Origin of the sequence: Euzebyella marina (assembly GCF_014855515.1) — a bacterium.
GTDB lineage: Bacteria > Bacteroidota > Bacteroidia > Flavobacteriales > Flavobacteriaceae > Euzebyella > Euzebyella marina.
Genome location: NZ_JACYFK010000005.1, coordinates 266,047 through 284,972 on the forward strand (window position 1 = coordinate 266,047; position 18,926 = coordinate 284,972).

General features: G+C 39.7%; 19 protein-coding genes and 1 rRNA gene. 11 read left to right on the forward strand and 9 right to left on the reverse strand.

What is annotated here, in order from left to right; genetic code table 11:
* The first annotated feature begins 67 nt into the window (after window positions 1–67).
* The gene (locus tag IL356_RS18390) at window positions 68–1,081 is read left to right on the forward strand and encodes a hypothetical protein (RefSeq protein ID WP_192466574.1); all 1,014 of its coding nucleotides are present in this window, start codon (window positions 68–70) and stop codon (window positions 1,079–1,081) included.
* On the opposite strand, the gene IL356_RS18395 is transcribed toward IL356_RS18390, so the two are convergent.
* Window positions 1,078–1,623, reverse strand: coding sequence for a Smr/MutS family protein (locus IL356_RS18395; RefSeq protein ID WP_121849557.1), 546 nt, complete (start codon window positions 1,621–1,623; stop codon window positions 1,078–1,080). The two genes, IL356_RS18390 and IL356_RS18395, sit on opposite strands and share 4 nt — an antisense overlap.
* 56 nt (window positions 1,624–1,679) lie before the next feature.
* Here IL356_RS18395 and IL356_RS18400 point away from each other — a divergent pair, with 56 nt between their 5' ends.
* The 3 genes from IL356_RS18400 to IL356_RS18410 are packed head-to-tail and all read left to right on the forward strand — an operon-like array spanning window position 1,680 to window position 2,656.
* A complete protein-coding gene (locus IL356_RS18400) occupies window positions 1,680–1,985 on the forward strand; it encodes a DUF2752 domain-containing protein (RefSeq protein ID WP_225621553.1) in 306 nt (101 codons plus the stop codon).
* Window positions 1,986–1,999: 14 nt separating this feature from the next.
* Entirely contained in the window at window positions 2,000–2,338 is a 339-nt protein-coding gene (locus IL356_RS18405) for a CCC motif membrane protein (protein ID WP_121849558.1), read from the forward strand.
* Window positions 2,339–2,344: 6 nt separating this feature from the next.
* On the forward strand, window positions 2,345–2,656 hold the full coding sequence (locus IL356_RS18410; RefSeq protein ID WP_121849559.1) for a CCC motif membrane protein: 312 nt from the start codon (window positions 2,345–2,347) through the stop codon (window positions 2,654–2,656).
* Window positions 2,657–2,728: 72 nt separating this feature from the next.
* Here IL356_RS18410 and rocD read toward each other — a convergent pair whose 3' ends face one another.
* On the reverse strand, window positions 2,729–3,973 hold the full coding sequence (rocD, locus tag IL356_RS18415; protein WP_121849560.1) for an ornithine--oxo-acid transaminase: 1,245 nt from the start codon (window positions 3,971–3,973) through the stop codon (window positions 2,729–2,731).
* 251 nt (window positions 3,974–4,224) lie between these two features.
* On the opposite strand from rocD, the gene rlmD reads away from it, so the two are divergent.
* The 3 genes from rlmD to IL356_RS18430 are packed head-to-tail and all read left to right on the forward strand — an operon-like array spanning window position 4,225 to window position 6,926.
* The gene (rlmD, locus tag IL356_RS18420) at window positions 4,225–5,634 is read left to right on the forward strand and encodes a 23S rRNA (uracil(1939)-C(5))-methyltransferase RlmD (RefSeq protein ID WP_121849561.1); all 1,410 of its coding nucleotides are present in this window, start codon (window positions 4,225–4,227) and stop codon (window positions 5,632–5,634) included.
* A gap of 4 nt (window positions 5,635–5,638) precedes the next feature.
* Window positions 5,639–6,130: a DUF6452 family protein gene (locus IL356_RS18425; protein WP_121849562.1), complete on the forward strand. Its 492-nt coding sequence runs from the start codon at window positions 5,639–5,641 to the stop codon at window positions 6,128–6,130.
* Complete coding sequence (locus tag IL356_RS18430) at window positions 6,111–6,926, forward strand: DUF6048 family protein (protein ID WP_121849563.1); 816 nt, start codon at window positions 6,111–6,113, stop codon at window positions 6,924–6,926. Before IL356_RS18425 ends, IL356_RS18430 begins: the two co-directional genes overlap by 20 nt.
* 7 nt (window positions 6,927–6,933) lie before the next feature.
* Here the strand turns inward: IL356_RS18430 and IL356_RS18435 are convergent, their stop codons facing one another.
* Window positions 6,934–8,094, reverse strand: coding sequence for a THUMP domain-containing class I SAM-dependent RNA methyltransferase (locus tag IL356_RS18435; RefSeq protein ID WP_121849564.1), 1,161 nt, complete (start codon window positions 8,092–8,094; stop codon window positions 6,934–6,936).
* 145 nt (window positions 8,095–8,239) lie between these two features.
* On the opposite strand from IL356_RS18435, the gene IL356_RS18440 reads away from it, so the two are divergent.
* Both IL356_RS18440 and IL356_RS18445 read left to right on the forward strand, forming a co-directional pair.
* Window positions 8,240–8,911 (forward strand): ZIP family metal transporter, encoded by a 672-nt coding sequence (locus IL356_RS18440; protein ID WP_121849565.1) that lies wholly within the window; start codon window positions 8,240–8,242, stop codon window positions 8,909–8,911.
* Window positions 8,912–9,343: a DUF4268 domain-containing protein gene (locus IL356_RS18445; protein ID WP_121849566.1), complete on the forward strand. Its 432-nt coding sequence runs from the start codon at window positions 8,912–8,914 to the stop codon at window positions 9,341–9,343.
* A 4-nt stretch (window positions 9,344–9,347) separates the two neighbouring features.
* On the opposite strand, the gene IL356_RS18450 is transcribed toward IL356_RS18445, so the two are convergent.
* From IL356_RS18450 to IL356_RS18460, 3 genes are all read right to left on the reverse strand, one after another.
* The gene (locus IL356_RS18450; protein WP_121849567.1) at window positions 9,348–10,724 is read right to left on the reverse strand and encodes a putative oxidoreductase C-terminal domain-containing protein; all 1,377 of its coding nucleotides are present in this window, start codon (window positions 10,722–10,724) and stop codon (window positions 9,348–9,350) included.
* 103 nt (window positions 10,725–10,827) lie between these two features.
* On the reverse strand, window positions 10,828–12,204 hold the full coding sequence (locus tag IL356_RS18455) for a Gfo/Idh/MocA family protein (RefSeq protein ID WP_121849568.1): 1,377 nt from the start codon (window positions 12,202–12,204) through the stop codon (window positions 10,828–10,830).
* 10 nt (window positions 12,205–12,214) lie between these two features.
* Window positions 12,215–13,516, reverse strand: a complete 1,302-nt coding sequence (locus IL356_RS18460; RefSeq protein ID WP_121849569.1) for a DUF6807 domain-containing protein — start codon at window positions 13,514–13,516, stop codon at window positions 12,215–12,217.
* Window positions 13,517–13,749: 233 nt separating this feature from the next.
* Between IL356_RS18460 and IL356_RS18465 the strand changes: the two genes are divergently transcribed.
* Window positions 13,750–14,775 carry a LacI family DNA-binding transcriptional regulator gene (locus IL356_RS18465; RefSeq protein WP_121849570.1) on the forward strand — a complete coding sequence of 342 codons (1,026 nt, stop codon included), beginning with the start codon at window positions 13,750–13,752 and terminating at the stop codon, window positions 14,773–14,775.
* An 8-nt stretch (window positions 14,776–14,783) separates the two neighbouring features.
* Window positions 14,784–15,701: a ThuA domain-containing protein gene (locus IL356_RS18470; protein WP_121849571.1), complete on the forward strand. Its 918-nt coding sequence runs from the start codon at window positions 14,784–14,786 to the stop codon at window positions 15,699–15,701.
* A 64-nt stretch (window positions 15,702–15,765) separates the two neighbouring features.
* Here IL356_RS18470 and IL356_RS18475 read toward each other — a convergent pair whose 3' ends face one another.
* The 3 genes from IL356_RS18475 to rrf form a co-directional block, all read right to left on the reverse strand.
* Entirely contained in the window at window positions 15,766–18,024 is a 2,259-nt protein-coding gene (locus IL356_RS18475) for a DUF7133 domain-containing protein (protein ID WP_225621554.1), read from the reverse strand.
* A 40-nt stretch (window positions 18,025–18,064) separates the two neighbouring features.
* Window positions 18,065–18,685: a PAQR family membrane homeostasis protein TrhA gene (gene trhA, locus IL356_RS18480; RefSeq protein WP_317125480.1), complete on the reverse strand. Its 621-nt coding sequence runs from the start codon at window positions 18,683–18,685 to the stop codon at window positions 18,065–18,067.
* 113 nt (window positions 18,686–18,798) lie between these two features.
* Window positions 18,799–18,910: ribosomal RNA gene (rrf, locus tag IL356_RS18485) — 5S ribosomal RNA — on the reverse strand.
* Between the last annotated feature and the right edge of the window lie 16 nt (window positions 18,911–18,926).

Consider the following 18,926-nt stretch of genomic DNA (forward strand, 5'->3'; position numbering starts at 1 on the left):
AGTAATTAAAGTTAATTTCTCCCTAATTGCACTTAAACTTGTACTTAAATTCCCTTAAATTTGGCGCATGAAGAAAACCTTGCTTTTGTGCCTGTTAACCGTTTTTTTTGCTTGTGACGACGGAGACTTACAGATTGAACAAGTTGATTTTGATTCGGTTAGCATAACCACCTGTGGCGACGAAGACGATGCGACCGAAACCACCTTTTTCTTCAAAATTGACCAAGATGAAGCTTTGATCTTAAACCTTGCCGGCGGCCTATTGGCTAATGAAACTTCAGAGCCCGGCACTATCTCAAGTGCCATCCCTTCCGCCTCAGAATTAATTTACCGTCTCTTTACCGATGATGTTACCCAGGACTATTTCTGTGATGTGGTTCCTCCGTTAGAACCGATGGTTATGGAAGAGAATACGGCCACTGGAGGCACCCTAAATATTGAAACCAAAGTACGATCCGTAACCAAAGATGTTAAGAATTATGGCCATACCATTTCAATAACAGGTTTGGCTCTCACTAACGACCAAAATGAAAGTATCACCGACACCTCAACTTTTGAGTACGGTACTTTTACTACTAGTACGGCCAATAGCGCAAGACTAGAAGAACCCTTTTCAAACTATAGTGAAATTGACAACTACACTGAATGCCTAGAAAACCCAACAGATTCGACCATCCGATTGGTAAAGGTGATCAATGATGAGTTGATTGCTTTAGATGTACCTTTCGATTCACTTGCCAATATGGCAACCCAAGAAGAATTTCCTAGAAAAATAGATGTTTCAACCGGTCTTCTAAAATATGTGGTAACCAATACTTTCTCTTCAAGCGATATGGTCTGTACCGATATCGAATTGGCCGAGGATATTCAAAATTGGTATTACGATTCTACGTACGGCACATTAAAGATAGAGACTCTTGAAGGAGAGCCCGATGAAAGTGGTAACATCACCTATACCCACAATTTTATCATTGACAGTCTTATTCTAACATTAAGAGGTACCGGAGAAGACGCAAATGACGTACAGCTGCCTATAATCAATAGCGTTGAAATGGGTAGTTATACTACTTTTGGCAATTAGTGATTTTGGTAAATATAAACCTCAGTGGCACCTAAACCATATTTTTGGTAATCGGCATCGTAATAGTTCACATTCTCGTACCTTCTGAACAAAGAATAGAGTTCTTCTTTAAGCACTCCTTCACCAACCCCGTGAATAAAGACTATTTTTTGAATGCGCTTTTGCATGGCAAACTCTAGCCGCCTTTTAGCGGTTTCTATCTGAATGTTCAACATGTCGTAATTAGTCATTCCTCGGGTGGATGGCACCAATTGGTTGATATGCAAATCGACCTCCATTTTCGGCGCATTTCTTTCTTTTGGTTTGGGTGCAGGCCGTCGCCTTCGTTTTGGTATTTCTTTTTCAGATTTTACCAAATGAGCTTCGTGGTTAGTCACCCGAATCTCCCCATCCCCTATTTTTACAAGTTCGTTTGGCTGAAAACTGAGTTCAAAGCCCTCATCCGTTTCTATTGAAACTTCATTATCGCCCACTTTGACCACTATCCCCGATATGACATCATCAATGGTCTCTACCTTATTTCCAATCTTAAAAACGGACATGTTTTATTTTATATCCACAAAAATAATGGTAATTTTCCTCAACCAATTTTTGAAAGTTGAAAATACAGCTTACACATTTTTTTCTTGCCATAGAAGATTACATGCTGCCGTGCCTGACCAAGAGGATTTTTGGGGTTGATTGCCCAGGATGCGGTATGCAAAGGTCGTTACTTGCTTTGTTCAGCGGAGATTTTGTTACGGCTTTTAAAATGTACCCTGCCATCTACGCCATAGTGCCTTTATTCATTTTTTTATCATTGAGCAGTTTTTCAAATTTAAAGATCAGCAACAAAATTATTGTATTCTTTACAGCTGCCAGTATCGTAATGATTCTCGGCAACTATATTTTAAAGTTCATCTAACTAAACCTTTTTTTATGGACCAACAGAAATTACCTAACGTAACGATTGCCCTAGTTCTCGGTATTGTATCTTTTTTATGCTGCTGTTTCAGTGCAGGTATTGGAGGTATCATTCTCTCTGGAATAGCCCTATTCTTAACTTCGAAGGATGAAAAGCTTTATAAAGTACAACCGGAAAATTATTCAAATTTCAGTCAGCTGAAGACGGCAAAAATTGTTGCAATCATCGGATTGGTATTGGGTGTTCTTTCATTGATATGGACCGTTTTTTCCATCATGCAAATGGGAGGTTGGGAAGCTTATTTGGAGCAGACCAAACAAATAATGGAACAGTGGGGTGTTGAGCAAAACTAAAATGGAATGAATCAACAACAGTTACCCGGCTCAAGCAATGCGCTCACTTTTGGAATATTATCTATTGTACTGACCTTAATTTGTTGCGGACCATTCGGTGCCATATTCAGTTTTATAGGCCTTTCGAATGCCAAAACTGCCGAAAGAGTTTTTGAACGGAGCTCAGGCGAGTATACAGGTATAGAAAATGCAAAAACCGGTAAGACCCTATCTTATATCGGTCTGGCAATAGCAGCCATATATTTAGTGATTGGCATTCTTTATTTTGGCGCAATAGCAGCTATTGTAATGGCCGCCCTTAGCGGACAAAATATGTAGGAAACTAACATTTTATCAACTAAAAAGGCCCGAAGCAATGTTTCGGGCCTTTTTCCATATATTAATTGTCGGTTACTTTCTGAAATCCTTTAATGTAGATATGATAATGGAAACGCATTCCATCAACTGTTCTTCATTCATCACTAAGGGAGGTGCGAAACGAATAATATTCCCATGGGTCGGTTTGGCCAGCAAACCATTTTCTTTCAGGGCCATACAAATGTCCCAAGCAGTAGAACTATCTTCAGTATCATTAATTAAAATCGCATTTAGAAGTCCTTTGCCACGAACCTTGGTCACCAATTCGCACTCAGGTATAAAATTGGTCAATTCCTTTCTAAACAATTCTCCTAATCTCATGGCGTTTTCAGCTAGTTTTTCATCTTTCACGACTTTCAAAGCCGCCATTCCTACAGCTGCAGCCACAGGGTTACCACCAAAGGTGCTACCGTGGTTACCTGGTCGAATAACGCCCATTATATGGTCATCGGCCAGAACTGCCGAAACTGGGTATGCACCACCCGATAAGGCCTTGCCGAGAATTAAAATATCAGGTTTCACATTTTCGTGGTCGACCGCCAACATTTTACCGGTTCTTGCAATACCTGTCTGTACCTCATCAGCAATAAAAAGAACATTGTACTTATCACACAAAGCCTTCGCCTTGGTCAAATAACCCTCTGATGGCACATACACCCCTGCCTCCCCTTGAATAGGCTCTACTAGAAAACCGGCGATATCATCATTTTCTTTTAAGGTATCTTCAAGTGCTTTCAGGCTATCGTATTCAATTTTTATGAAACCTTGGGTATAGGGCCCAAAATTTTTACGGGCTACAGGGTCGTTTGAAAATGATATGATAGTGGTTGTACGACCATGAAAATTATTCTCGCACACGATAATTTTCGCCTCGTTTTCTTCTATACCTTTTTCCTCATAAGCCCACTTTCTGCAGATTTTAAGGGCGGTTTCAACAGCTTCGGCACCTGTGTTCATGGGTAATAGCTTATCAAACCCAAAAGTTTCGGTTACGTACTTCTCATACTTACCCAGCATATCATTATAAAAAGCACGAGATGTTAGGGTAAGGGTCTGTGCCTGTTGTGTCATGGCACCTACAATCTTAGGGTGACAATGCCCTTGATTGACAGCTGAGTAGGCCGAAAGAAAATCGTAGTATCTTTTTCCTTCAACATCCCAAACAAATACTCCTTCACCTTTACTCAAAACTACCGGAAGTGGATGGTAGTTATGTGCTCCATACCTATCTTCCAATGCAATTGCATCTTTAGAAGTCATTTTTTCTAAAACTGACATGATAAAATTACTTTAAATAAAACTTTAGCAATTCCTGCTTATGGGAGAGAAATCATCCAATTCGTAGAGCCGCTAAATTACTAAATTTGAATGATGCTGCCCTGAGATTTGGGTATAAAACGACTCTATCGATCGATAAAATGATAGACCTCCTCTAGCCTACCGTAATATTGGCCATACTTAACCAGCAATTGGCCTAATAAAGTCTTAAACGCTTCTGTGAATTTATTCAAACATCCTATTTTTGCGCCATGCGAAAAAATAGAAAGCGACAGGTTTTCGAAAATGTAGAAGTGGTCGATGCAGGTGCCAAAGGTAAAACCATCGGTAAAGCACCCGACGGAAGGGTCATTTTTTTGACCAATACCGTACCGGGCGATATTGTAGATGTTCAGACCACCAAGAAGAGAAAAGCCTACTTCGAGGGTGTAGCCACCCATTTTCATGAATTATCAGACAAGCGAACAACACCCGAATGCCAACATTTCGGGGTTTGCGGCGGGTGTAAATGGCAAGATATGGGCTATGAGCATCAGCTTTTTTACAAACAGAAAGAAGTAGAAAACAACCTAAGACGAATCGGGCATTTAGACTTACCTGCCACTACTCCTATTTTAGGTTCTAAAAAGAGGTATTTCTACAGAAATAAAATGGAATTTTCCTTTTCGGATAGTAGATGGTTGACCCTAGATGAAATCAATTCTGATGAAGAAATAAAGGATAAGCATGCCTTGGGCTTTCACATTCCCGGTATGTGGGATAAAATTTTAGATATCAAGAAGTGTCATCTTCAGCAAGACCCTTCAAATGCAATCCGTCTGGCGACCCGTAACTTTGCTATAGAAAACAATTTGAGCTTTTTCAACCCAAGAAATCAGTACGGGCTGCTCAGAACCATGATGATACGAACCGCTTCGACGGGCGAGTTAATGTTACTTATTCAGTTTTATGAAGATGATGAAACGGCCAGAAACTTACTTCTAAGTTTTTTAGAGAATCAGTTTCCTGAAATAACTTCATTGCTTTACGTGGTCAATCAAAAGCAGAACGACACCATTTACGACCAAGAGGTCATTTGTTTTGCTGGTCGCGATCATATTTTTGAAGAGATGGAAGGTCTTCAATTTAAAATAACCGCCAAATCTTTTTACCAGACCAATTCTGAACAAGCTTACGAACTGTACAAGGTGACTAGAGATTTTGCTGCCCTAAAGGGAGATGAACTGGTGTATGACCTTTATACCGGTACAGGAACCATTGCTCAGTTCGTTGCCAAAACAGCCAAGAAGGTGGTGGGTATCGAATCGGTATTAGAAGCCATTGCCGATGCAAAGGCCAATGCCAAAAGAAATGAAATAGAGAACGTTTCCTTTTTTGTGGGAGATATGAAGAATGTCTTCAATGAGGCCTTTATTTCAGAGAATGGCATACCCGATGTTATTATTACCGACCCCCCGAGGGACGGTATGCACAAAGATGTGGTTCAACAAATCTTGAACATTGCTCCGAAAAAAGTAGTGTATGTAAGTTGCAACAGTGCCACACAAGCCAGAGATTTGGAGCTCATGAAAGAAACCTATAAGGTGGTGAAGGTTCAACCCGTTGATATGTTTCCGCAAACGCACCACGTTGAAAATGTCGTACTTTTGGAAAAGATATAGCTACATGAACAAGCTTAAAATTGTAATTATAATTTTTCTAGGTATTCTTTCCTTCTCCGCATGTGAAAAAGACGATATCTGTATCGATGCCGACACTCCGAATCTGGTCATTCGGTTTTATGATGTACTCGACACCACTGAATTCAAAGATGTTCAAAATTTGATTGTTCGCGGTTTGCTTCCCGAAGGGGAGCAAGACACTTTAGATAATGCGGCTCTTGATTCCATCGTATTGCCCTTAAGGGTCGATGCGACAAGTACCTCATTTACCATGAGCAGACAGCTTTCTATAGATGATATCAATGTAGACACCCTTACTTTTAATTACGAAGTACAGGAAATTTATCAATCAAGGGCCTGTGGTTATACAGTTACTTACCAAGGCCTTGAAATCAGCACCCAAGAACCTGCTGACAGTCTTTGGGTACAAGATTTTACAATAGTTACCCCTAACATAGAAAACACTGCTTCGGCCCATGTCAAGATTTTTCATTAGCAGCCTTTTTATATTGTTCGCGGTTTCGGTCTATGGGCAAAACAGCCCCATTAACTTAAATAAAAAAGATACCGTTACCTATAAACAACCTTACGGTATTCGGGTAGGTATCGATTTGAGCAGACCTTTGATTTCCTTTCTTGAGGACAATTACACCGGTTTAGAATTTGTTGGAGACTATCGTTTGACCCAAGACCTGTACTTGGCGGGCGAACTGGGTAACGAAAAAAAATCGATTGGAGTACGACTGGGCATTGATGAGAAGAGCGTTGATGGCGAACTCTACAATTTTACTGCTTCTGGAAGCTATATTAAACTAGGTATCGATTACAATACCTACGGTAATTGGTACGGCGAACAAAATATGATATACGTAGGAGGTCGCTATGCCTTCAGTACTTTTAGCCAAACCCTGAATAACTATAAAATTTTCAATACAGATAGGTATTGGAGTCCTGATGATTTTACCCCCGGCACCGAACAATTAGGCGAATTCAGCGGCCTTAATGCATCGTGGTTAGAATTTGTAGTGGGTATTAAGGCCGAAATAGTCAAAAACCTTTATTTCGGGGCCAGCGCCCGCTTAGGGTTTTTAGTGACCAATAAAAACCCTGAAAATTTTAGAAACTTATTTATTCCTGGGTTTAACAAGGTTACCGATGGCAGCAGGTTTGGGGTGGGTTACAATTATTCTATCAGTTATTTGATTCCGCTCTACAAAAAGGCCAAAACCGCATCAAAAGAAACCGTACCAGCCCCGCAGCCAGAACCAAACATCCCAGAAGAGCAAAAGTAGTAGGTGGCTAGGTATTCTGAAATTTTGCTTTTTTGCTTCCCTCGTACATAACGTATTTCACCAACCGCGATTCTAATCGGCTATTATAAACCTTGATTTTTCTTGACGGCCTTAAACCTACATATTTGAGGGCCTCTAAGTTTGAAGTAATGAACCAGGCTTCTGTACCTGGGTAACTCTGTTTTAAGGTATCGCCTAACGATGAGTAAAAATCTTCCATATCAAGACTTAGACGTTCACCATACGGAGGGTTAAAAACCATATGCAAGGGCCCTTCATTATATTTCTCTGTATCAAAGAAATTCTTGCGTTCTACATGAATATATTCCGATAGGTTGGCATTTTTAATATTGTCCAACGATTTTCTTACAGCTGAAGGCGCTTTGTCGTACCCCACTATTTTATGATGAAATTCTCGGGTCTTACCCAAACAAACGTCCACTATTTTCTCAAAAAGAGGCTCATCAAAATCGTTCCATTTTTCAAACGCAAATTCTTTTCTATTGATGTTGGCAGGTATGTTACAGGCAATCATGGCGGCCTCCGTCAAAAAAGTACCACTACCGCACATGGGATCTAAAAAATCGCATTGGCCTTTCCATCCACTCAACAGAAGCAGGCCAGCCGCCAATACTTCGTTTATAGGGGCTATATTGGTAGCCGTTCGGTAACCTCTTTGGTGCAACGACCTTCCCGAACTGTCCAAAGCTACACTACATTCGTTTTGATGAATGTGAATATTGATTCGCACATCAGGAAATTTGGTATCAACACTTGGTCTTTTACCGCTAGAATCCCTGAATTTATCAACAATGGCATCCTTCACCTTTTGAGACACATATAAAGAATTGGTGAAATGATCTGAGTTAATGGTTGAATCTATGGTAAAAGTAGTGTCGACCGAAAGGTATTCTTCCCAATCCATCGCATACACTTTTTGATAAAGTTCCTTTTCACTTCGCACTGAAAACGACTGAATGGGCTTAATAATCTTAATTGCCGTTCTAAGGCATAGATTCGCCTTATACATAAAACCTGTATCGCCTTCAAAAGAAACACTTCGAACACCTTGCTCAATATTTCCTCCGCCAATACTGCGAATTTCATTTGCCAATATCTCCTCAAGACCAAAAAGGGTCTTGGCCACCATCTTAAAATTTGCGCTCATAAAATTTCATCTGAAAGTGGCAAAAATAGGTTAATTTTGCCCCAAAATATAAGAATTGCGGTCAATTCGTTAGGTTTCGTAAGTAAGCTGCCTTTTACTCGACAAACGATTTTTTACCAAACTATTTGAGCCTTCGTTACATCTCATGACTTATTCACTACCCATACTGGCCGTATTGCTCAGCTTCTGCCTTGTATACGTTACAAAGCCCGACAATAAAAGTCATTTTAAGCTCATTCTCGCCTTCAGTGGTGCCTTTCTCTTGGCTTTGACCATTTTTGAGCTCTTTCCTTCGGTATATGAAAGCGCTGATGCCAAAACAGTTGGGGTATTCGTTATGTTGGGTATTCTATTGCAGATTTTTTTGGAATTCTTTTCGAAAGGAGCCGAACATGGTCATGTACACATAGAACATGATAAATCGGGTTTTCCGTGGCCTATTTTCATTAGTTTGTGCATTCACTCTTTTTTAGAAGGTTTTCCGATCGAACATCATCACACCATTCTTTACGGTGTATTGGTACATAAGATACCCATCGCTATTATTTTGAGTATCTTCTTCTTAAATTCTAAAATAGCTTTTGCAAAAGCGCTTTTGTTTATAACGATATTTTCACTAATGACACCGCTCGGTAGCTATCTGGCAGGGCACGCGCAATGGGTAGAGGCTTACTATGCACCGATCACTTCATTGGTCATAGGGGTTTTCTTGCACATTTCTACCGTTATACTTTTTGAAAGCTCCGAGGGCCACAGCTTTAACTTAAGAAAGATTTTAGTTATTATATTAGGAATTTTATTCGCCTATTTTATCTAAATGTTCAGCAGGGAAGAATCAAAAAAGTTACGTGAAGAATTTTGGATTGCCTTCGGAAAATCATTTCCCCGTAAATGGATATTGTATAATACCAAAATAAAAGGCTTAGCTTTCAAATTTCATTTTGATGTAAAAAAAGCAATGGTCATCTTGGATATTGAAACCGACGACCTAGACCGCAGATTACAACTTTGGGAAAAATTGGAATCATTGAAATCGATACTTACCTCTGACGATTATTTCGCTGGTGCTCAATACGAAGATTTTTACTTACTGGATAACGGAAAGGAGGTTTCGCGCATATTCATTGAAAAATCAGGGGTATCGATCCACAATAAAAACACCTGGCAAGAAACCATGGTGTTTTTAAACGAATCGATGAGTACCTTTGAAGAATTTTTTCTGGAGTTCAGAGATATACTCAAGGGCTAATGACCTACTCCTGCGTTATTTTGTAAGCTTCTATAGTCGTATAGTATTTCGAGATCATGTTAGGCACTTCCCAGTTAGGCAATTGACCCTCCCCCAAATATTTAAGGAAGTTTTCGGTTACCTGACCAAAATGGGCCTCGTGTCCGATTTTAAATTCATCAGGTATATTCACTCGAAAAGACCCGTCGTTCAATTCTTCAATAGTAGTTCCTGAAAATTGTTCGGCAACTGCGCCTGAGATGGCCTCATTCAAACTTTCTTCAAAACCTTCTTTCTCTTTTGGTAAAATGTAAAGTACTGGTTTGAAGTTTTCTTCTTGACCCTGTTTAATAATCAGGTCACTTTTAGTGCCCCTCATAATACTGTAATGAGTATCGGCAGTGCCTTCTGGTGCTTGGTAATTCCAGATAACAGATACTTTGGCATACTTACCATTGATTTTGTATACCATCTCTCCGTTTGCAAAGACATTCAATTCACCATCCTTAATATCTTTATCTAAATAATCGGGAAATTCGGTTAGACCAGTTACCGTATTGAACTCATCAGGCGACAGTAATGTTGGCCATCTACGTGCCTTGACCATATCAATTTGTGCCGTGTCGATAATTTCTTCAGGAAAAGCCTCCCATTGCACCAAATCGACCAAATGTGTTGTAACGTCTACAATACCCTCACCTTCTTCGTTCACATCAAAAAACCATGCCGGACGAACTAAAGGTTGACCGCTTACATATTTAAAAAAATGGTGCACACTTTCTTTGCTGATGGCAGGTTCTTCTGCGGTTCCGTCTTCTAATTCGCCGAATACTTCGGGCAAGGTAGACAACAGTTTCTGCATCATGGTGGTCGATTCAAAACGCTCGGTCATGATATCATAGATAAGAACATTGTTCTCTTGGGCCACTTTAAAAGCCTCTTTTAATTTCTCAAAACCTTCTGGGTTGATGACCAATGGCTTATCTGCATAGACATTAAGACCGGCCTTTACCGCGGCAAGTATATAGTCTATTTTTTTGGAATTTTTTCCGGCAACAATCATCACATTACCAGATTTATCTGCCAACATTTGATTTAAGTAATCATCACTGAACTTACTCTGAACCGTCCAATCGGTAGGGGCCTCATCCCTAGTATTATATGATTCAATCTTGCTTAGAAAATCTTCAACCTCAGGACCTTTAGGGGCAAATAGATAAATAGTGGAGTCTACTTGCGGATACATTTTTTTGTGGACCAATGCAGCATGAAAATGGCCTGGGTCTAATGTCATTAATTTAACTTTCTGTGACATTTCTTCTTTTGCAGTATTTGAACTCTTTTTTTCTTCTGCACAGGAAAACATCAAAACAGTACAGAAGAGCATTAGAAAATATTTCATTAGGGTTTTAGTTTATTGGGCTTTGGTACTTAGTTTCAAATTTACGGCTAAATAAAACACCTCCTTTTTAACGGGAGGTGTTTCTGAGCAATTTATTCAGCAATCATGCTTTTACATAATCGGTTCCGTAGGGTTTTCTTTGTTCTCTATGAAGTAGGGTGTTTGCCTCATCATCATTTATAAATTGTTCCTTCTCTGGGTCCCACTCCAATTTGCGGTCAAACTGCATGGCTATATCACTGATCAAACAAATGACGCAGGCTTTATGACCCTTCTCAATATCTGATATCGGCTGCTTTCTTGTTTTAATACAATCCAACCAATTACCGTGTTGGTCATCGATTTTTTCCAAATGAATTTCGTTTTCACCGATAACGGATTCCAAAATTTTAGGATCAGATGCATTCAAAGCCTTGGCACTTTTCTCTTTGTCTACCGGGTCTGAAGCAGAAGCTTGGTAATCACCCCGTGAAACGAAAATCCACCCGTCATCGCCAATATATTGTATACCGTTAGTGTAACCACCGCTCGTATATACGGTCATACCATTGTCATATTCGTGCTTTACAAAGAAATCTCCGTGTACATTCCATAATCCTGACTTTGGAAATTCGGCCAATGCCTCAACCGATTTCGGACCGGTAAGCTCGGTATTCATACCCCAAGCAGCCGAATCGTAATGGTGCTGGCCCCAACCCGTAATCATTCCCGCACCATAATTTCTTATTCTAAGCCAGCCCGGCCTACCGTAACCTTCCTGCGGATGTACGCCAATTTCTGTGTAGGGCACTTCGGGGGTAGAGCCCAGCCACATATCAAAATTTAAATTGGATGGTACAGGCATTTCAGGGGCTTCAGGACCGGCCGGATCACCTGGCAACCCTATTTTAACAGTGTGAACCTTACCAATACGGCCATTACGTACCAATTCGGCGGCCACCCTAAATTGGGGCATGGCCCTTTGCTGGGTACCTACTTGAAGAATTACTCCCGTTTTTTTAACGGCTTCCCTCAATTGTTGACCTTCTTTTACAGTAAGCGAGGTAGGTTTTTGAAGGTAGATATCTTTACCTGCATAGGCAGCTTCCATGGCAGGCTGAGAATGCCAATGGTCAGGTGTACTGATCACTACGGCATCAATATCCTTATTCAATAACATCTCACGATAATCTTCATAGACCTTCGTATCGTTGTATTTTTGCTTGCCGGTTTTTTCTTTGTAGAAGGAGTCAACCAACACCTTAGCATCATCAGCACGTTTTGTATCTACATCACAAACAGCTATGTATTTGGTCTGATCAAATCTGATGGTATCATGTATGTCATGTCCGCGGGCAATTCTTCCGCAACCTATTTGACCGATATTGATTTTATTACTAGGGGCATCTTTACCTAGAACGCTTGCGGGAACGATAGACGGAAAACCTACCATTGCGGCACTGCCCAAGGCTGTTCTGTTAATAAATTTTCTACGCTGCATCTTTTATGTTTTAATTCTTGGTTACTATGATTTCTGGTTGATTCGCAAAGGCCCGCCAATAATTCTCCGCTTCGGCAGCACTTAGCGTACCATCGAAAACCACCATTCGATAGCGAAGATTGTAGGTATTATTGGGTTCAATTTTCCATTCGTCATGACGTATTGGGCAAAACTCAAAAAACATATCTCCCCTACCCCCATTAGCGTCTAGAGGCCATACTCGCATTGGTTCAGGGTGTTTTCTATTTTCAGGATGGCTCAAAAATAAAATACCGTTGGTACTCTTTCCATCAGAAGATTCTCCACTTACGATACACCATCTGGCATTGCTTCCATCAGCTGATGACCTGTCTTTACCCTCTGAGGTCAAAACTGTACAATTATCAGCTTTCCACCGCTCATGAAACCGTAGGCCCAACCCTCCACCATATCTGTAGGCTTCAAACAAAATACCATTTTTTAATGGCGTACTAAAATTAGTGATATAATCGAACATATACCTGTCGGCACGTTGCAGGTTCCATAAACGAATGGTCAAATCTTCCTCTAATGCCAACTGCGGGCTGTCTTTAGTCTTTAGATCAATATGCTCTTGTACTGCGGTGAACGAGCTAAAAACCGGCCCTGACACCTTACTTTTGAAATCTTTGAAAAGAACGGTACCCATGCCTTCGCGTAAATTCCAAAAATCGACACGTTCACCATCTATTTGGGTATGGGTCCACGGGCCCCAAAGACCATAATGGTGATAATGGTCAGGTGCCTGAATTCTAGTTAGAGTATCACCCTTTAAAGTTATTATCGGATGTACAAATCCGGATTTCGCATAGAGAGAATCGACCCCTTCTGGCGGATAGGTCATTTCATAGCGATACTGTAGCACTGGCTGATTGTTTAAAGAAAGAATTCGGTTGCCAGAAGATTCGACATCTTTTACAATTTTATAATCCAATTTTGGCGTTGCATCATTTTTAATTTTGTAGACCAATTTGGCTTTACCACCCACTTGTTTGTTCTGAAGCCATACCAAGTCTGCCAATGAGTCTAATTGAAAAACGACATTGACCAAAGAGTCTCCAATTACTTGCTGCACAGAAACAGGTCTTTTAAAATCTATCTTACCACTATCTTCCCTTGCAAGGTTGTAAACGACGTATTCGGCGCTATTTTCATTATCAATAATTACCTCTAATTGCAATTCTTGAGATTCTTGCTTGCAAGACTGTGACACGCAAAGAGTAAGAAGCAGGCCGATTAGGGAAATTCTTAAAGTTCTGTTGCTATGAGATATGAAGCTTGTAAGACCTGTCATTCATCAATGTTTTTAATTGCATGATTCAATCAAAATCAATATTGCAACCACTTTTCACAAATCTAGAAAAATTCACTAATTATGCAATCGGTTACATAGTTTTTTTTCAAAAAATATCATATTAAATTAAACCTTTGATAAATTTAAGACTCTAAAAAGAGTAAATTGTTTAATTAATAAAAGAAATATACCATTAAACTTTAATTTTGTTGCATAAAATTGCATAACTGATTTTGGAGAAAAAAGTAACTATATACGACTTGGCCAAAAGACTCGGGGTGTCACCTGCCACGGTGAGCAGAAGCTTGAATGACCATCCATCCATCAGTTTGAAAACCAAGTCTAAAGTGATGTTAGCTGCCGAGGAAACAGGTTATCGCATCAATAAGTTTGCATCGAACTTAAGTCTCCAAAAATCAAATACTATCGGTGTTATCGTTCCGAAATTGAATTCAGACTTTATGTCAACAGTGCTCTCTGGAATTGAAAAAATTGCAAATGATGCAGGTTACAACCTTATTATTAGCCAGTCTTTAGAATCGGAAGAAAAAGAAAAATTCAATACCAAAACCCTATTTGAAAGTGGTGTAGATGCCCTCTTGGTCTCTTTAGCCAACGAAACAAAAACTTATGATCATTTCAATACTTTTACCAATCGAAAAATTCCTCTGTTATTTTTTGATCGTGTAATCAACATTCCCGACTGCCCCACCATAATAATCGACAATCTGAGAGCCGGTTATGACGCTACAAAGCACTTGCTTGACCAAGGGTGCAGAAATATAATGCACATCACTCATGGCTTGAACAGAAGTGCTTACTACCAAAGATATGTTGGGTACAAAAAAGCCTTGGATGAAGTTAAATTATTCGAAATAGAAAATCTCTTGGTTCTTGACCAGTTCAATTCTAGAGAGATTGATAGTGTAATCGCAAAGATAACCGCTTCACCAGAACCCATCGACGGTCTGTTCGTTACCAACGACACTTTTGCCGTATATTGCATAAAGGCACTCTTAAAGGCTGGTTATAGAATACCTGATGACATAAAAATAATTGGCTTCAACAACGACCCCGTGTCAGAAGTCATTAATCCAGAATTATCAACCATCGAATATCCTGGGTACCGTATGGGTGTTTTGGCCGGTCAAAGTATTCTAAGTCACCTCAATGGCTCAATTAATATAGAGTCTGCCGACCAAATTCTTTTAAAGCATCAACTGATTATTAGACAATCTTCTAGAAAAACAACCAATTAAGATAGACAATGAAAACAAAATTGACCTTTTTACTACTTCTCACGACTCTGGGTACCATCGCCCAAGGATTGGATTCTTTTGATGTTACCGAAGAATGGATAGCTAAAATTCAGGAAATAGCCCCTTCAACACCAACAGTTAAATCGAAAACCAAAAAAGTACTGGTGTTTTCGCAGCATACGGGCTTTTACCATTGGACAGCTCCTCAAAATGTAGAGATGTTGAAGATATTGGGCGAAAAATCAGGAGTTTTCGAAGTGACCAACTCTTATGATATCGACAGTTTCGATAATGAAAATCTAAAAAAGTTTGATGCTGTTATTTTTAACAATTGTAATCCCGCGGGACCTAAAAGAGATTTGTTCTGGGACCTACTTCAAAAAAACTCTAATCTATCAGATGATAAAATCGAGTCTTTGGCAAGAGAGTACGAAAAAGGATTTATGGATTATATTGCTCAAGGAGGCGGACTTATGATTTTACATGGCGCCATCACGGTTCAAAACAACTCTCAAGAATTCAGTCAAATGACTGGCGGAAGTTTTGACTACCATCCCAAGCAACAGGAAATGCATGTAATGGAGGTGGATGAAAAACACCCTTTGGTAGCTGCATTTTCAGGAAACGGCTTTACACATGTTGATGAGCCTTACTTTTTCAAGAATGCCTATTCCGATTATAACTTCAGACCCTTGCTGTACATCGATGTTACCAAACTGGAAGGCCTAAAGAAAGAGCCCGAAGATGACATAAGTTATGTAGCATGGATTAAAAAACATGGCAAAGGAAGGGTGTTTTACACTTCTCCTTCACATAATGCCCAAACATTGGACAATCTAGAATTTTTAAAATTTCTTTTGGATGGCATGCAATATGTTTTAGGGGATTTGAAATGCGACGACAGCCCAATAGGCAAGAAGAAATAATTTCTAAAGAATAAAAAGGGCGCTTAGTAAGCGCCCTTTCTTTATCTCCCTTGTAATATTAAAATCACTTTAGTGTTTTTAGTGTTTCATCAAGTTCTTCAATGGTAAATCCTCCATCTTCTTTTGGAGTAACGTCCCGAAGTTCTTTCACTTTTTTCTCCCGAAGGCCTTTAGGGTATTTTGAGAAGGCATTACTCACGTATGAAACAATTGCCGATATGTCTTTATCAGAAAGTGTTTCGTTCGAATTCAGCCCTGGCATTGCATGGTTGATGTCGTAATGAACTCCATTCACATCGATAGGCCCTCTTAGACCATGCAAAATAATGAGACCTAATTTCTCTGAGGGCAATATATGCTCAGAATTCGCCAACGGTGGGGCTAGCCCCTCTGCCCCAGTACCATCCGCTTGGTGACAAGCGGCGCAAATTTGCCTATATAATTTAGCACCTTTAGTACGAGAATCTTGACTTGAACCGTTTCGTACATAAATGGGATTTTTTTCGTCCTTTGCTTGTCGCATTTGATTTTTCTCCCAGAGTTCCTCGAAAGCCTCATTGGACTCATTATCTTCTATCGAAGCCAAAAATTGAGGCTCAAGTTCTTCCATTCCGCTCATGAGAGCTTCTTGAACAACAGGGTTATTTTTATACCTATTTTGTAAAGTATTGAACAATGGCAAAAATTGATTTTGTTGCCCTTTGCTCCAGTAACCTAGAGTACTTGCAAGATAAAGATCTATCGTTTTATCTGCTTTCTCGCTAAGTCCTTCAAATAATTGATGTGCCTGATCTATGTTGCTTTTCTCCCTAAAATTCTCCAATAAAACAATGGCATGGGCCACCACATCAGGTTGGCTCTTTCTAGTTATCTCAGATAGAATTTCGAAACTCAATCCTTCTCCAAGCCCATTTAATGTATTCAGCGCATGTATTTGTGCTATCGGACTCTGAGTGTCGTTGGCTAAATCTTTTAACAAGGGTACCACATCATTACTACCCTTATAGACCAATCGATGTTGTGCTTGATCCCTTACATAACCGTTTTCATGGCTTAGTAAAGCAACGAGCTCACTACTTGAAGCTTCATCAAGATTAGGGATTTCACTGACTTTAGACAATTTCGAAGTAATCTTGAGAATACGACCCGAGGTCACAATGGTATCTAACTTGAATTCCTTCGCTTTCTTTTTTAAGTACGGACTAAGAAATGCATTATGTTGAATAACTCCCCTATGCATATCAACAACGTACATACTACCATCGGGTCCTACCGACAAATTTACAGGCCTGAACCCTTCATCTGTACTTGCCAGAAATTCTTTATTATTCCAAGCCTGCTTAGCTACCACCTTATTACCCTCGAAGCTAAGTATATTCCGTTTGATCGCATTTATTTCCGGAATACAAACAAAAACATTTTGATCATAATTTGCTGGAAAGGCAGAACCGCGATAAACCAATGGAGCACAAGCGGCTGTTACTTCTAGAAGTAAGCTATCTTTATTCAACACCCCATCGACATATCCACGATTCACCCTTGCCGCATGTATCGGATAGACATTTTGGTCTTTGGTTAATTTTTGGTTTACCCCTTTGTTCGGAATCATATATTCATTTCGAACCAGTCTGTTAGGAAGTATGTAATCCCCTAAAAGCTGCGTAGAATTGTTGTTATAATAAAGACGCCCGAAATTATCTTGACTTACCCCCCATTGCCCTCTATAGGTGGTAGGCTTTTTGATCCACTCACCATTCTTTCTTTGATATTTGAAATGAGAACCCGCGTTATAAAACCAGTTGTCAATATTCAATCGCAATCCATTGGGCTGATATTCAGGATTTCCTTCCAACGCGTAAAGAGAATCGACCAAAACTCTATTTACAGGTTGATCATTTTCGTCAATTTCAACAAAATACAGATTAGGAGGTTCCACGTACAAAAGTCCGCCATAGGCCATAGCCAATGCCCTAGGCATCACCAGACTATCAATAAAAATCTTAGAATGATCGACTACACCATCTTGGTCCAAGTCCTCCAAAATTTTAATGGTTCCCGTAGGTCGGTTTTCACCGGTACCATCAACATCCCTCATAAAACCATTCATTTCCGCTACCCAAATACGACCTTTTGAATCAAAATCAATTTGAACCGGAGCCTCAAGAAAGGGTTCTGATGCTATAACACTCAATTCAAAACCCTCTTCAATTTCGTAGCCCTCTAAAGAAATTGTCGGTTCTTCATAATTCTTTTTACATGAGGTAGTTAAGACTATAAGAATAAAAACAAAAAATTTGTGCAATCGTTTACTTAGTGAGGTCATATGGTAAATAGAGTATTCAAATAATTTGGTAAGGGTTTAGTTAAACAACGCTATAAAGCATAGTGAACCAATGACTGGTTGCGCCAGCCAGAACGAACAAATGCCATACGAAGTGGTTATAGGGAATTTTTTCAAAAGCGTAAAAAAGGATTCCAAAGGTATAAAAGAGACCGCCAAGAAACAACAACCAAATACCTAAGTCGGTAAATTGTTCAAGTATGCTGCCTAAATCAAATACAATCAACCAACCCATAACAAGATAGAGGAGCAAGGAAATAAATTCAAATCTACCTGTAAAAAACATTTTAAAAAATGTTCCAAGAAAAGCTATTCCCCAAACAACAAAGAAAATAGACACGCCTTTGCCTTCTATTAGCGTGATAAGCGATACAGGCGTATAAGTACCTGCAATCAAAAAATAAATATTTACATGATCTAGAATACGCAACCTATGCTTTACCCTTACATTGGCGGTACCGTGATAAGCACTTGATACCGAAAGCATAGAAATAAGAGTGATGGAATAGACAATGATAGCGAACGTTGCATAAGAAGATTTAGCCTCATTGGCTTTCAACAATACAAAAGTTCCAATAATGGCCAATAAGGCGCCTATACCATGAGAAACACTATTAAGTTTTTCTTCCTTCGACAAACCCACAATCTCGATATAATTATAATGAAATCTATTGCTGAGACTGCAAATTTACTTCAAATCAAAATTATACCCCATAAAAAAAGGGCCCCTTCACGTAAAGTGAATGGGCCCTCGAATGAAGGCGGCGACCTACTCTCCCACCTGGTGTGGCAGTACCATCGGCGCTGGCGGGCTTAACTTCCCTGTTCGGAATGGAAAGGGGTGGGCCCCGCCGCCATGGCCACCTAAGTCTTGAATACCTTAT